Source organism: Streptomyces sp. NPDC034049, from assembly GCF_055575575.1.
In genome coordinates, this window is record NZ_JBVISJ010000036.1 from 1 (window position 1) to 13,202 (window position 13,202).

Genomic DNA, 13,202 nt, shown 5'->3' on the forward strand with positions numbered 1-13,202 from the left:
GAACACCCTCAGCCGCAAGATCCGCAAGCAGGCGAAGGCTCTGGGTGTGCGCTACGAGTTCCTCTTCATGCAGGCCAACGGCTCCCAGCTGCGCACACTCGGCGCCCTCTACGACAGCGGGAAGCTCCGCCCGGTCATCGACAGCGTCTTCCCCTTCGACCAGACACTCGAGGCTATGGCGCACGTCGAGCAGGGCCGCACGAAAGCCGGCAAAGTCGTGATCTCGATGGCGCCCGACAACGACTGAGACCAAGCCGGCCGGCAACAACCCCACGGTTCCGGCACGGTCATCAGAGGACGATCCCGTCGGCGGTCCACGCGTGGCGCGCGGCTTGAGATGCCCGCGCACAGTGTGCCCTGTCGCCTCAGACCCCGGTAGATCGACCTCGCCACGACTCGGTCCACAACGCGCGCAACCGTGACGACGGTGGCGCGCTGTCGCCGTGGTCGATGGGATCCGGCTCTGCACGGACGCGGTCGGACCGCTCGCATAAGCGGCATACCGGTTGTGATGGGCAGTATGGCTGCCGCATGGCTCCTGGCCCGGTCGAACATCTGCCGCGGAAGCTTGCGAGCGCGATGCGTTCCCGTTTCGTCGACGCGCGGCCCTCCTGCCCCTCTCGCAAGGCGATGTCCTGCTCAGGGCGGACATGCTCAGGGCGGCAGCGTCCGTCCGCCGAGCGGCGCACGTCGCCAGGTGGGAGTGCGGTCATTTCGACCAGGGCGGCATGGACGCCCTCCAGGAAGTCCGGCGTGCGGATGGCCGTGCGCGTGAGGGCGAGTCGGCGTCGAGGCACTCGCGCGACGTGCGCTGCCTGCCTCGGGCCAGTAGGGCGTGGGGGGCCTCCAGGCTCTGCGGCGAGGCGGACTCCAGGGCGCCCCACGCGGCTGCCGCCCAAGGGGTGTCGAGGTGACGCAGGCGTTTCTCGACCTCGCCGAGGGTCGACGCGCCGAAAGCCCGGTCCACGTCCCCGCGCACCTCCGCCCACCTACTCTCCGCACCGGCGGAACGGTCGGCGAGACGGCCGGCGAGACGGTTCAAGACGACGTCCACCGGCTCGACGGGGCCTGTCGGACAGGGTGTCGCCCACCGCGTCCAGCAGGTGCGCGGAAACGAAATGCGTGACCAGCCCCGCGTGCAGGGCATCGGCCGCGTCGATCCTCTGCCCGGCCGGTCCCGGGTACATGCCGATCGCGCCGGGCAGCCTCGGCAGAAAGTAGCTCGACCCGATGTCCGGGAGGAACCCGATCTCGGTCTCGGGCATCGCCGGCACGGGCCACTCGGCGATCCGGGCGTTGAGCGCCCTGGGCCAGTTCAGCAGGATGCGGCCGACGCCCCGGTGGACGTCGGCGAGAATCTCGACCGCGGCGGTATCAGTCAGGGCTCGTCTTCTCGTTCCCCGCGGACCCGGCTGTCGTGGCCATCACGTTCCCTGACTCGCCGTCGATGCCGTGGCCTGAAGGGCAGGCAGGCGCCTCAAGATCATTGCACGGGGCGCAAAGCGCCTCGACGAACTCCGCCAGCCCATCTCCGACGCCCCGAAGGGCTTCCTCGCACCTATGAGGGTGACCTCCACCTCTGAGTTTACTTTTCTATACTCAGCAAGTAGCGTCATGACTGGCACATCGACCCGGCTGCCGCAGAGGAACCCGCCACGGCACCCGCCCGAGAAGGAGCACCACCATGGGAGTAAGCCCAGAGGCACACGAGTTCGCGGAGTTCCTCGCGAGTGTGAGCGCGAAGTCGTCGACACCGGGCCTCGACCTGGCCGTCATCCGTGACATCATCGACTCGAGCCACAAGGCGTCGACCGAGCCGGAAGGCGTCACCTACGCCGAGGTCGACGCGAACGGTGTCCCCGCGCTGTGGGCCATCCCCGAGGGCGCCGATCCCGACCGCGCGCTGCTGCACTTCCACTTCGGCGGGTCCGTCGCGGCCTCCATGCACTCCGACCGCAAGGCTGCGGGCCATATCGCGAAGGCGGCCGGCGCCCGCTCGCTGGTCGTGGACTTCCGCCTGGCGCCCGAGCACCCCTATCCGGCGCAGCTCGACGACGCCGAGACCGCCTACCGGTGGCTGCTCGCGCAGGGCTACGAGCCGCGGAACATCGGCAGCACCGGCCACTCGATCGGCGGCACCCTCGCGGTGATGCTGCCGCTGCGCCTGCTCGCCAAGGGCGAGGCCACTCCCGGCGCGATCGTCAGCGTCTCCCCCTGGACCGACCTCACGCTCCAGAACCTGGCGGTGGACGCCAACGAGACGAACGACAAGATGCTCAGCCGAGGCACGCTGGAGTTCTTCCGCGGAGCCTGGCTGCAGGATCCCGCCGTGGACTTCACCGACCCGCAGATCAGCCTCGTGCACGCCGACCTGTCCGGCCTGCCGCCCACACTCGTCCACTACGGCGAGTACGAGACCCTCGCCGACGACGGTGCGCAGCTCGGCCGTCGCCTCGCGGACTTCAAGGTCACCACCGAGACCCACGCGATGCCCGAAGGGCAGCACTCGTTCATCATGGGCGCCGGACGCGTACCCGAGGTGGACCAGGCCATCGGACAGATGGGCCAGTGGCTCCGCAAGCACCTCGGCGCGTGAGCGAAAGCCGCGCCTGACGTCAGGCCTGTCCGCCAGGCCGCCGCACCACCGCGATGCCGGTGACCGAGTTCACCGGTCACCGGTCACCGGTCACCGGTCACCGGTCACCGGCATCCTGCTCGACCACGCCCACCGGCATACGGTACGTGTGTCCGACACCGTTCCGCCCATGACCACACCACCGTCCCGATACCACCACGCGAATCACACCACCGTCCCGATGCCACAAAGGAGTGCGCGATGGGAACGTACGAAGATGTCTTCCGCACCAGCACCGAGGACCCGGAGCGCTTCTGGCTGGAGGCGGCGGAAGGCATCGACTGGGATGTCGCCCCGCACCGCGCCCTGGACTCCTCGGGCGCGCCCTTCTACCGCTGGTTTCCCGACGGACGGCTCAACGTCTGTTTCAACGCGCTCGACCGGCACGTCGAGGCCGGCCGGGGTGAACAGCCCGCACTCGTCCACGACTCACCCGTGACCGGCACCCGGCGCACCTACACCTACGCGCAGTTGAGGGACGAGGTGGCGGCCTTCGCCGGGGCTCTGGCGGGGCTGGGCGTGGGGCACGGCGACCGGGTCGTCATCTACATGCCGATGGTCCCCGAAGCCGCTGTCGCGATGCTGGCCTGCGCACGGATCGGCGCGGTGCACTCGGTCGTCTTCGGCGGGTTCGCCCCGCGCGAACTCGCCCTGCGCATCGACGACGCGGCTCCCAAGGTCGTGGTCTCCGCCTCCTGCGGCATCGAGGGCAAGCGTGTGATCGCGTACAAGCCTCTGCTCGACCAGGCGATCGAACTCGCGGCTCACAAACCGCAAAAAAGTGTGATCCTGCAACGCCCGCAGGAACCAGCCGAGTTGGGGCCCGACGATCTCGACTGGGCGGATCTGGTCGCCGCCGCGCAGCCGGTCGGCTGTGTTCCCGTGCCCGCCACCGACCCCCTGTACATCCTCTACACGTCCGGAACGACCGGGAAACCCAAGGGAGTCGTTCGCGACTGCGGCGGCTACGCGGTCGCCCTGCACTGGTCGATGGGCGCCGTCTACGACGTGGGCCCCGGCGAGACGATGTTCACCGGCTCCGACGTCGGCTGGGTCGTCGGGCACTCGTACATCGTCTACGGGCCCCTGCTGGCCGGCGCCACGACGGTCCTGTACGAGGGCAAGCCGGTCGGCACGCCCGACGCGGGCCAGTTCTGGCGTGTCGCCGCCGAGCACCGGGTCAAGACCATGTTCACCGCGCCCACCGCCTTCCGGGCCATCCGCAAGGAGGACCCGAAGGGAACGCTCACCGCCGACCACGACCTGACCGGCCTGCGTTACCTCTTCCTCGCCGGCGAGCGCCTCGACCCCGAGACCTACCACTGGGCGAGCGCTCTCCTGGGCATCCCGGTCATCGACCACTGGTGGCAGACCGAGACCGGCTGGCCCATCGTCGCCAACCCGGTCGGCATCGAGACCGCTCCCCTCAAGCCCGGCTCCCCCACCCGTCCGCTCCCGGGCTGGGACGTCCGCGTCCTCGACCCCTCGGGCGAGCCCGTGCCCGCGGGCGTCGACGGTGCGATCGTGGTGAAGCTTCCTCTGCCGCCCGGCGCACTGCCCACTCTCTGGAACGACGACGACCGCTTCGTCGCCTCCTACCTCTCCGCCTACGACGGCTACTACCTCACCGGCGACAGCGGCCACATCGACGACGACGGCTACGTCTTCGTCATGGGCCGCACCGACGACGTCATCAACGTCGCCGGACACCGATTGTCCACCGGCAGCATGGAGGAGGCCCTGGCCGCCCATCCTGATGTCGCCGAATGCGCCGTCATCGGCGTGGCCGACGCACTCAAGGGCCAGATCCCGCGCGGTTTCGTCGTCCTGAAAGCCGGCATCGACCGCGACGCGACCGAGGTCGAGGCCGAACTCGTCCAGCTCGTACGCGAGCGCATCGGCGCCGTCGCCTCCCTCAAGGACGTCGCGGTCGTGGCCGCCCTGCCCAAGACCCGCTCGGGAAAGATCCTGCGCAGGACGATGCGCGGCATCGCCGACGGCCACGACGAGCCCATCCCCTCCACGGTGGACGACCCCGGCGTCATCGAAACCCTGCGCCCGGTTCTTCGCCGCGCCGGTCACACGCCGTGAACGGCTGCCGCAGGGCATGAAACACGGGGAGGACGTTCCACACCGACGGGCGTCGGTGCGCCGACACCTCACGCCCGGGGACGTCACCGCACGGCTGGGACCCGGCGCCCGCCGCCGGTCCTGAGCCATCGGTCAGGACTCGCGTGATGATATTACGTGCGTCAGGTCATGCCTTAGGCTTGGCTTGGGGCGATGTCCTCGCGGAGCGAATGGAGGAAGCTCGTGGTGCGCTACACCAAGGAGCACAAACAGGTGACCCGGCAACGAATCATCGAGAAGTCCGGCCGGCGATTCAAGCAGGACGGCATAGACGGCTCGGGCATCTCCACGCTGATGTCGGACGCCGGGCTCACCAACGGAGCCTTCTACGCGCACTTCGCCTCCAAGGACGACCTCGTCGCCCACGTCATCGCCGACCAACTGCGCACGCAGATCGACGCGTACGGCACGCTGCGGCCCGGCCGCGCTGGACTCGAGGACCTCATCCGCGAGTACCTGTCGCCTGCGCACCGGGACCATCCGGGCACTGGATGCCCCTCCGCCGCCCTGCTCGACGAGATCGGCCGCTGCGAGGACGGGGCCAAGCGGGCCTACACCGACGGCGCGCAGAACATCCTCGAAGAGATCGCCGCCCGCCTGTCACCCGAGGACCCACAGTCCGCTCGCGGTAAGGCCATCGGGCTCTACACCATGATGGTGGGAACGCTGCAGCTGTCCCGCGCCCTCTCAGACCGGAAGTTCGCCGACGAGATCCTCGAGCAGGGCATCGAGAACGGTCTCGCCTTCGTGCGCTGAGATGCGCTGAGATGCGCTGCCGGGGCTTCTCCAGCCAGAAGCACACGTCACGCATGACGGCTCCGGACACCGGTCTGGTCGTCGCCGGACCTGCGGGCAGTGACTCCGACCGGGCCGCCCGAGCCACTCGCCCAAAGGCATTGCGGCTCTGAGGCAGCCCCTGGCCCGGGCGTCGACCGCACTGCGCGCCCACTATCCCTCGAGGAACTCGAGCGCCGTCTGCACGAACTGGTCGTGGAACTGGAAGATGCCGCCGTGGCCGGCGTCGGGATAGATCACCAGCTCGCTGTTCGGCAGTCGCCGGGCCATGTCGTGCGAGTTCTTCGTCGGGACCATTCTGTCGCTCTCGCCGTTGGCGACGAGCATGGGCTGCTTGATGGCGGAGAGATCGTGGGGCTTCTCCAGGCCCCAGCGGTGAATGGGCTTGAGCTTGTTGTTGTACGAGATGAGGGAGATCACCTTGTCCCGGCCGTGGGTGCGCTCCTCGAGACGGGCCAGGCACTCCTTCCCGGCCCGTCGCCCGTTCGCGGTGCGGGTGAAGACGAGGAACTGCTTGGGGTCCTGGAGAGTGAACAGGGCATCCGCACGCCAGCCAGCGCACACGCCCACACCAACTCAGCCCCGATGACGAAAGCCCCGCTTGCTGCCCATCGAGTCACCACGTTAGGATTATGAACGTACTTCTATAGGTTGCCCGGAATGCACAGCACCCCGTCCGCTCGCGGACGAGATACGGAGACGACGATGAGGGCCCTCACCGTAGAACGGTACGGGGACAAGGCCGGCGTGCGCGTCGGCGAAGTGCCGGACCCGGAGGTGGGCGCGGACGACGTCCTGGTACGCATCCATGCCGCGAGCGTCAACCCGCTCGACCGCATGATCCGGGACGGGAAGATGAAGGCGGTCCTGCCGTACAAGGTCCCGTTCGTCCTGGGCAACGACCTGGCCGGAGTGGTGATCGAAGTGGGGTCGGCCGTCACGCGGTTCGCGGTGGGCGACGAGGTCTTCGCGCGGCCCGACATGAACCGGATCGGCACGTTCGCCGAACTCATCGCGGTGCACCAGGACGACGTGGCGATCAAGCCGGCCTCGCTGACCATGGAGGAGGCCGCGTCCCTTCCCCTGGTCGGCCTCACCTCGTGGCAGGCGCTGGTCGAGCGAGCACGTCTCCAGCCGGGTCAGAAGGTTCTCATCCACGCCGGTTCCGGCGGCCTGGGCACCATCGCCATCCAGCTGGCCAAGCAGCTGGGCGCGCATGTGGCGACCACCGCGAGCACCGCCAACGTCGACCTCGTGAAGCACCTGGGCGCGGACGTCGTCGTCGACTACAAGAAGCAGGCGTTCGAGACAGTGCTGCACGACTACGACGTCGTGCTGGACTCGCTCGGCGGCCAGACGCTGCAGAAGTCACTGGAGGTGCTCAAACCCGGTGGAACGGTCATCAGTGTCGTGGGTCCCCCCGATGCCGCCTCCGCCAGGGAGCTGGGCGCCAGTCCCGTCATCCGGCTGGCGATGTCCGCACTGAGTTTCCGCATCCGACGTGCCGCCCGGCGCCGCAATGTGACCTACTCGTTCTTGTTCATGAAGGCCAGCGGCGACCAGCTGCGCGAACTCACCCCTCTCGTCGAGGCCGGCAGGATCCGCCCCGTCGTCGACACCGTCTTCCCGTTCGAGTCGGCCCGGGAAGCACTGGAGTATCTCGAAGCGGGCCACGCAAAGGCGGGCAAGGTCGTCGTCAGGATGACGTGAGGGACCAGCCCTGCCGGAGCGTCAGGGCACTCCCGCACACCGGATGGACGCGCCACCGTCCGCGGCACGAAAGCACCCTGAAACCCGCTACAGAAGGATCCGGACATGAGCACATCGCGGAACTCTCCCTCCCCCTCGACGGCCTCGTACAAGAACGCGGCGACCCGCTCCGTGTCCGTTCGCGGCGAGCACTTCGCCTACCGGGCACTCGGCCCCGAGGACGGCGTACCGCTCATCCTCCTGGTTCACCTGGCCGGGGTGCTGGACAACTGGGACCCGCGCGTCGTCGACGGACTCGCCGCACGGCGTCGGGTCATCACCTTCGACAACCGCGGAGTGGGCGCATCGAGCGGCTCCACACCCGACACGATCGAGGCGATGGCCCGCGACGCCGTGCTGTTCATCCGGGCTCTCGGGTTCGACCAGGTCGACTTGTTCGGCCTGTCGATGGGCGGCTTCGTCGCGCAGGTCATCGCGGCGGAAGAGCCGCACCTCGTCCGCAAGGTCATCCTCGCCGGCACCGGCCCCGCCGGCGGCCCCGGCATCGATAAGGTCCCGGCACTCACCATCCAGGCCACGCTCAAGGGCGCCCTGACCCGCCAGGACCCCAAGCTCTCCCTCTTCTTCACCGACACCGCAGGCGGCCGGCAGGCCGGACGCGACTTCCTGGAGCGGCTGAAGGAGCGCACGGACGACCGCGACAAGGACATCTCGCTGCCGTCGCTCCGCGCCCAGCTGAAGGCCGTCAAGCGATGGGGCCGCCAGGCGCCGTCGGACCTGTCTGCCGTTCGCCAACCGGTCCTGGTGGCGAACGGCGAGAACGACCGGATGGTGCCCAGCCCGAACACACTCGACCTGGCCGCCCGCCTGCCCCACAGCGAGCTCATCCCCCTCTACCCGGACGCCGGACACGGCGGTGTCTTCCAGTGCCACGATGACTTCGTGTCCCGGGCGCTTGAATTCCTCGAGTCCTGAACCTGAGCGGCTGTCTCAGGAGTGGGGCCTCACGGCCATCGAGTCGACGCCCGCCGACCAGCAGAGCGCTGGGCCATCCGGCACCGGACAGCGCAAGGCGGGCGAGGCGTCAGCTGACCGTCGGGGGGCTGGACTCCCCTCGGTCGGCTGCGGTCGCTGACGCGCACGGGGCAGAGCCGGGCGGGCCTGGCTGTGGTGGAGGTCGCGGCTGCCGGTGATGCCACCGCGCTCGCGGTCAGGAGCTGCCCGCCGCGCGGTGCGCGATCGAGCCAACGGACTGTACGACCCGGGAGCCTGGCGAGCCCGGCGTGCGGCCGCGGTTCATCCGAAGCCGCACGAGGACGCCGACACATAGGTCCGCGGCGAGCGCCTGGCTGTGCTCGTGCCAGGTCGTGACGGGGCTCCTAGGCTGGTAGGGCTCGGGGCCCTGGATGTGCAGCCCCATGCCCGCGAGCGTCTTCGACGCGCGATCTCGTTCGGGCTCGTCACCGTACTTATCTAGATCTGCTGACCATTTACGCAGGTCAGTCGCCGTCCCCGTGAGAAAGGACGTAAGGTCAGTGGCGTCAACGACGAAGGTCAAGGCGGCGCGCGAAGGTGCTGTCGGTGGCTCATGAGACAGCCAGACCCATGCCGGGCACTGTGGGAGGGGTCGCGTGAAAGCGCTGCCTGAGATTGCAGGGCGTGACGAATTCGATGCCCTGATCATCCGGACCGACTACGGGGACGAGGCCGCGTGGCAGGCGGTGGTCGCCGAGCTGGCGCAGCCGTGGGGAGACGACGGCGAGTTTGAACTTTCTGTTCACCTGGTCGACGATCCCGCCTGGGCCGATCGCACGCCCGATGAGGTCCTCAACGAGGCGAGGCGGGACGAGAACCTAAGTGTTGTGTTCCTCGCCGACCGGGTCACGATGCAGTCTGCCCATCGCGCGCTGCTCGCCCTCGACATCACCGAGGACGAAGAGGAAGACCTCGACCCGATGTACTACCAGGAGCTTATCGGCTCCCCGCCGCCCCGAGAGTTCCGGACCGCCCCAGCCGGCGTCCACGACGTGCACGCAAATCTGTCGATCGCCAACATGGACTTCGCGGAGTTTGCCGAGGCGGCCTTCGCCGATCCCGACCGCATCTACCGGTCCTTCTGAACCAGCTACTGCTGATTCCCCTCGCGGATCATCTGCCGCAGGCTGGTGCGGGCGGCGGCCAGGTCTCGCTCAAGCTCCTGGACGTGATCGACGAGTGGCCGGAGCCCGGCCCACTCGTGTTCGAGCTTCCTGTTGGCTTCGCTGAGTTCGGTGATCCTCTCGGCCAGCTTCCTGTTGCTGATCTGGTCGAGCTGATGTCCGAGCTGTTGCCGCATGGCGCCTCGAAACTGATCGCCTCCGCGCGAAGTTCTTTGATCTCCTCGCGGGCCATGGCCAGGTCGGCGTGCAGGCTGGCGGGCCCTGCTTTGCGGCCTTGGACGGCTGCGGTGCCGAGAGCCTGCCGGCTGGGCGACGGCCGATCACCTGCGGACCGATCTGGTCGCCGACGCCCTCACGGCAGCCTGCCGACAGCGTCGTCCCACCCGGCCGGTGATCTTTCACTCGGATCGCGGCTGCCGTCTTGATTCTGGGAGTCGTCCCAACACCCCAGCCCAAGGGGGACCGATGGAGTTCGAGATCCGCAAGAGTGCGGCAGAGACCCTGGTACTACAGTCGTGGGATCGCGATCTGACACGGCGTCATCTACATTCGATCGGCTAACGAGGATGATGACGGCCGGGTGCATCGGCACGTTCCGGATCTACTGTTTGCCCAGCGGATGCCCCAGTTGGGTCGACTTCACGGCTGGGTGCGTCGCTCGGCGGCGTCGAACGCGGGCGCGAGCGGGGCCAGTGCCGCGCGGAGTTGGTCGGGCAGTGAGCCGGAGGGCACGACCAGTCCTCCGGCGCCGAAACTCCCGGCGGCCCCCGCGTGTCCGGTCGGCTGGAGCCAGCCTTCCAATGCGATGCGAACCGCCGCGGCCACGCTCGCCGCGAGAACGCGGGCCGTGTGCGCTCCGGCGTCACCTAGGCGTTCGACGATCACCGCCGTGAGAGGGGGCTCGATGTCGGCGGTGGTGTCGAGGAACGCGTCGCGCAGCGCGGTCCGGGTGGTGATCAGCAGCAGTGCCTCGTGTTCGCGCTCACCGGTGTTCGTGTACTGCTCGACCACTGCTTCGGTGACGGCGTCAGCCAGGCGCACCCCTGCGGGCCGGGCCACGACCGCCGCCGCGATCCGCGCCTCCCGGTCCGCGGTAACAGCGGAGACGATCGCCTGCTCACGGCTGGCGAAGTAGTTGTTGTAGGTGCGCGGCGAGACCCCGGCCGCCTCGGCGATGTCCTCGACCCTCACCTGGTCCGGCCCGCGCTCCACGGCCAGGCGCAGGGCCGCCTCGCGTAGCGCCTCACGCGTGGCCTGCTTCTTCCGCTCCCGCAGCCCTGGTGGTGGTGTCGTCACGGCGTCAGCGTTTCACACAGGGCTGCGCACACGCAAACTTGCGTGCACGCACTTTTACTGTCAGCCTCGACCCGACCGGGACCGACGGAGAGGACGTCACCATGCGAGCAAGAGGAATGACCTACGACAGCGGATTCGTCGTGCACGGCCAGATGTCCCGCGAGCACTTCGACCCCGCGGTGGTCCGGCGCGAGCTCGCCATCATCCGCGACGACCTGCACTGCAACGCGGTCCAGATCATCGGCGGCGACCCGGACCGACTGGAGTTGGCCGCCGGTGCCGCCGCCGAACTCGGCCTGGAGGTCTGGTTCTCGCCCTATCCGCTGGAGCTGGATCCGGAGCAGATCCTCACGCTCTTCCGTGACTGCGCCGAGCGAGCGGAACGGCTCCGGCAGCAAGGGGCCACAGTCGTGTTCGTCGCAGGGGTCGAGCTGAGCGTGATGAACCGCGGGTTCCTGCCCGGAGAGAGCCCCGAGGAGCGGGTCGAGCAGCTGATGAGCCAACCCGAGCGGCGGGCCGAAGCGATGCGCGAGCTTGGCGTGCGCATCAACGCATTCCTCCGCGACGCCACGGCCACGGTCCGCGAGCGCTTCCAGGGCAAACTCACCTACGCATCCATCCAGTTCGAGCAGGTCGACTGGACGCCCTTCGACATTGTGACGTTCGAGCTGATCCGCTCCGCCGAGGTCGCCGACCGGTTCCGGGACGCGGTGCGCACCCTGGCCCAAGGCCCGAAGCCGCTCGCTATCACCGGGTTCGGCACTGCGGCCTACCGCGGCGCGGGAGACCGCGGTGGGCGGGTACTGGAAGTGGTCGAGCACGACCCAGAGACCAAAGCCCCTGTACGACTGAACGGCATATACGAGCGTGACGAGGCCGGCCAGGCCGCATATCTGAGCGAACTGCTGGAGATCTTCGAGACCGAGGGCGTGGACAGCGCGTTCGTGTTCTTGTTCGCCTTGCCTGGCTACCCGCACCGCCCGGACGGCGACCCCAGGGACGATCTGGACCGGGCCGGCCTGGGCATCGTCAAACTCCTCGAAGGGCGCCGGGGGCAGACCTACCCCGACATGGAATGGGAACCCAAGGCCGCCTTCGCGGCAGTGGCGCAGCGGTATCGGAGGTGACAGGCCCCGCACACGGTGACCACGGCTCGGGATCTGCACTGCGCGGCAGTGCAGATCCCGAGCAAAGTGGGGCGGCGCTGCGCGAAGGCGAGCGTGCCGATCACCGGTTGGCTACTCCCGACGACGATCGCAGCCGGTATCACCCGTACCCTCAGCCGTTCCTGAATATCGTCTCCCTGGATGCGGCCACGCGTTCCGGCTTGCCGGACGGGTCCGCTGTGCGGTGCCGACGCAGCCACACCGCAAGAGAAGATGGCGAGCTCATGGAAACCGCATACGACGATCTGGAGGCGGGCGGCTTCGGCGGCGGCTTCCCCGCCGGCGAGGTAGTCGGCCCAGGAGTTGCCGCCGCACATGTACAGGTTGCCGGTCTTCCAGGGATCCCGTGCGGCGGTCTCCTCCCAGCGCTGGTCGGTGAACTTCTCCCCGCACTCCGTGCACCCCGGCTGCCCCGACTCCCGATCAGCTGCCCGGCGCTGCTCCTCTTCCGCTTCGGCGCGGGCGGCCTGGCGGCGGGTAGAGGGTGTCGCCGTCGGGGTTGTCGAGGCGGCCGTCAGTGTCTGCTCGCCTGTCCGTCCACTCGCCACCAACGCCACCACGCCAGGAGTACGACACCGGCCCGGGCATCTGGACCGCAGGGCTTGCCCACCCGGCCGGCTGCCTCAGGCTCGACGGCCGCACCCAGGCCCTCACCGGCCCACCCGCGTACGGCTGTTGAACCCCACGAGGGCAACCGCCGCGCGGCGAGAATGGCTACCCTGGCCGCGTTGGTGTGACCCATCTGAAGGCCCGCCCGCACCGCTGTACGCTGCACCCCGAGGTGATGGAGGCGGCGCTGCGGCAGCGGACCGACGAACGCGACATGGGCTCCTGCCTCGATCACGCCATCTCCATCAGCCCCGTGCGTCTGTGTTTTCCGCATCCCCGGCTACGAGAGCGGCCCCTCGGCTTCATGGGCGCATCGCCCGCATCCTGCGGGCACAGACGAGGCCCATGAGCGAGCGGGGCGGTGTCTCGGTGTCGGATACGGGCGAAGGCCCGGGCATGGGGATTCTGCCCGCTGGCTCGGCCGACGCGCTCCTCGGCCCGGACCTGCCGGGCTACTTGGAGAAGTACAGGTACTTCCAGGCCCCGTAGGTTGTCGAGTTGACGTTGTCGCCGGACGAACCCTTGACGTAGACGGACCGCATCCGCGCCCGGATACCGGACTCGCCGGGCGCCTCCAGGGCGACGGCCGATTTCCCGTTCGTGCCGAGGGGCCTTGACCCTTGATCCTGGACACGCGAGACACTGGATCCTGAGGATCTGAGAACGGACATCTCGTGGTCATGAAGAACTATCCGCCGCAGT

15 protein-coding genes are annotated in these 13,202 nt (G+C 68.7%); 9 read left to right on the forward strand and 6 right to left on the reverse strand.

Going from position 1 to position 13,202, the window contains the following annotated elements:
- A partial coding sequence (locus ACZ52C_RS41580; protein WP_469079724.1) for a zinc-binding dehydrogenase occupies positions 1-247 on the forward strand: 247 nt, incomplete at its 5' end.
- 462 nt (positions 248-709) lie between these two features.
- Here ACZ52C_RS41580 and ACZ52C_RS41585 read toward each other — a convergent pair.
- Positions 710-1,054: an enoyl-CoA hydratase/isomerase family protein gene (locus ACZ52C_RS41585; protein WP_469079725.1), complete on the reverse strand. Its 345-nt coding sequence runs from the start codon at positions 1,052-1,054 to the stop codon at positions 710-712.
- Positions 990-1,265, reverse strand: coding sequence for an enoyl-CoA hydratase/isomerase family protein (locus ACZ52C_RS41590; RefSeq protein WP_469079726.1), 276 nt, complete (start codon positions 1,263-1,265; stop codon positions 990-992). The genes ACZ52C_RS41585 and ACZ52C_RS41590 overlap by 65 nt, the downstream gene beginning before the upstream one ends.
- Positions 1,266-1,684: 419 nt before the next feature.
- Here ACZ52C_RS41590 and ACZ52C_RS41595 point away from each other — a divergent pair, with 419 nt between their 5' ends.
- From ACZ52C_RS41595 to ACZ52C_RS41605, 3 genes are all read left to right on the forward strand, one after another.
- Positions 1,685-2,596: an alpha/beta hydrolase gene (locus ACZ52C_RS41595; RefSeq protein ID WP_469079727.1), complete on the forward strand. Its 912-nt coding sequence runs from the start codon at positions 1,685-1,687 to the stop codon at positions 2,594-2,596.
- Positions 2,597-2,836: 240 nt separating this feature from the next.
- Positions 2,837-4,726 carry a propionyl-CoA synthetase gene (locus ACZ52C_RS41600; RefSeq protein ID WP_469079728.1) on the forward strand — a complete coding sequence of 630 codons (1,890 nt, stop codon included), beginning with the start codon at positions 2,837-2,839 and terminating at the stop codon, positions 4,724-4,726.
- 222 nt (positions 4,727-4,948) lie between these two features.
- The gene (locus tag ACZ52C_RS41605) at positions 4,949-5,521 is read left to right on the forward strand and encodes a TetR/AcrR family transcriptional regulator (RefSeq protein ID WP_469079729.1); all 573 of its coding nucleotides are present in this window, start codon (positions 4,949-4,951) and stop codon (positions 5,519-5,521) included.
- Between the two features lie 192 nt (positions 5,522-5,713).
- Here the strand turns inward: ACZ52C_RS41605 and ACZ52C_RS41610 are convergent, their stop codons facing one another.
- Positions 5,714-6,124 carry an alpha/beta fold hydrolase gene (locus ACZ52C_RS41610; protein WP_469079730.1) on the reverse strand — a complete coding sequence of 137 codons (411 nt, stop codon included), beginning with the start codon at positions 6,122-6,124 and terminating at the stop codon, positions 5,714-5,716.
- Between the two features lie 141 nt (positions 6,125-6,265).
- Between ACZ52C_RS41610 and ACZ52C_RS41615 the strand changes: the two genes are divergently transcribed.
- The 4 genes from ACZ52C_RS41615 (at position 6,266) to ACZ52C_RS41630 (ending at position 9,390) form a co-directional block, all read left to right on the forward strand.
- Complete coding sequence (locus ACZ52C_RS41615) at positions 6,266-7,270, forward strand: NADP-dependent oxidoreductase (protein ID WP_469079731.1); 1,005 nt, start codon at positions 6,266-6,268, stop codon at positions 7,268-7,270.
- A gap of 105 nt (positions 7,271-7,375) precedes the next feature.
- Positions 7,376-8,245, forward strand: coding sequence for an alpha/beta fold hydrolase (locus ACZ52C_RS41620; RefSeq protein WP_469079732.1), 870 nt, complete (start codon positions 7,376-7,378; stop codon positions 8,243-8,245).
- A gap of 263 nt (positions 8,246-8,508) precedes the next feature.
- Positions 8,509-8,661, forward strand: coding sequence for a hypothetical protein (locus tag ACZ52C_RS41625; protein ID WP_469079738.1), 153 nt, complete (start codon positions 8,509-8,511; stop codon positions 8,659-8,661).
- A gap of 240 nt (positions 8,662-8,901) precedes the next feature.
- On the forward strand, positions 8,902-9,390 hold the full coding sequence (locus tag ACZ52C_RS41630) for a DUF6924 domain-containing protein (RefSeq protein WP_469079733.1): 489 nt from the start codon (positions 8,902-8,904) through the stop codon (positions 9,388-9,390).
- A gap of 5 nt (positions 9,391-9,395) precedes the next feature.
- Here ACZ52C_RS41630 and ACZ52C_RS41635 read toward each other — a convergent pair whose 3' ends face one another.
- Both ACZ52C_RS41635 and ACZ52C_RS41640 read right to left on the reverse strand, forming a co-directional pair.
- Complete coding sequence (locus tag ACZ52C_RS41635) at positions 9,396-9,605, reverse strand: hypothetical protein (RefSeq protein WP_469079734.1); 210 nt, start codon at positions 9,603-9,605, stop codon at positions 9,396-9,398.
- Between the two features lie 463 nt (positions 9,606-10,068).
- Entirely contained in the window at positions 10,069-10,725 is a 657-nt protein-coding gene (locus ACZ52C_RS41640) for a TetR/AcrR family transcriptional regulator (RefSeq protein WP_469079735.1), read from the reverse strand.
- A gap of 116 nt (positions 10,726-10,841) precedes the next feature.
- Here ACZ52C_RS41640 and ACZ52C_RS41645 point away from each other — a divergent pair, with 116 nt between their 5' ends.
- A complete protein-coding gene (locus ACZ52C_RS41645; protein ID WP_469079736.1) occupies positions 10,842-11,852 on the forward strand; it encodes a hypothetical protein in 1,011 nt (336 codons plus the stop codon).
- A 1,100-nt stretch (positions 11,853-12,952) separates the two neighbouring features.
- Here ACZ52C_RS41645 and ACZ52C_RS41650 read toward each other — a convergent pair.
- A partial coding sequence (locus tag ACZ52C_RS41650) for a hypothetical protein (protein WP_469079737.1) occupies positions 12,953-13,202 on the reverse strand: 250 nt, incomplete at its 5' end.

What these genes read in the sequence shown, in the direction of transcription:
- ACZ52C_RS41590 (WP_469079726.1), bottom strand. Translation starts at nt 1,265, where the DNA reads ATGCCCGAGACCGAGATCGGGTTCCTCCCGGACATCGGGTCGAGCTAC.
- ACZ52C_RS41595 (WP_469079727.1), top strand. Translation starts at nt 1,685, where the DNA reads ATGGGAGTAAGCCCAGAGGCACACGAGTTCGCGGAGTTCCTCGCGAGT.
- ACZ52C_RS41600 (WP_469079728.1), top strand. Translation starts at nt 2,837, where the DNA reads ATGGGAACGTACGAAGATGTCTTCCGCACCAGCACCGAGGACCCGGAG.
- ACZ52C_RS41615 (WP_469079731.1), top strand. Translation starts at nt 6,266, where the DNA reads ATGAGGGCCCTCACCGTAGAACGGTACGGGGACAAGGCCGGCGTGCGC.
- ACZ52C_RS41620 (WP_469079732.1), top strand. Translation starts at nt 7,376, where the DNA reads ATGAGCACATCGCGGAACTCTCCCTCCCCCTCGACGGCCTCGTACAAG.
- ACZ52C_RS41635 (WP_469079734.1), bottom strand. Translation starts at nt 9,605, where the DNA reads ATGCGGCAACAGCTCGGACATCAGCTCGACCAGATCAGCAACAGGAAG.
- ACZ52C_RS41645 (WP_469079736.1), top strand. Translation starts at nt 10,842, where the DNA reads ATGACCTACGACAGCGGATTCGTCGTGCACGGCCAGATGTCCCGCGAG.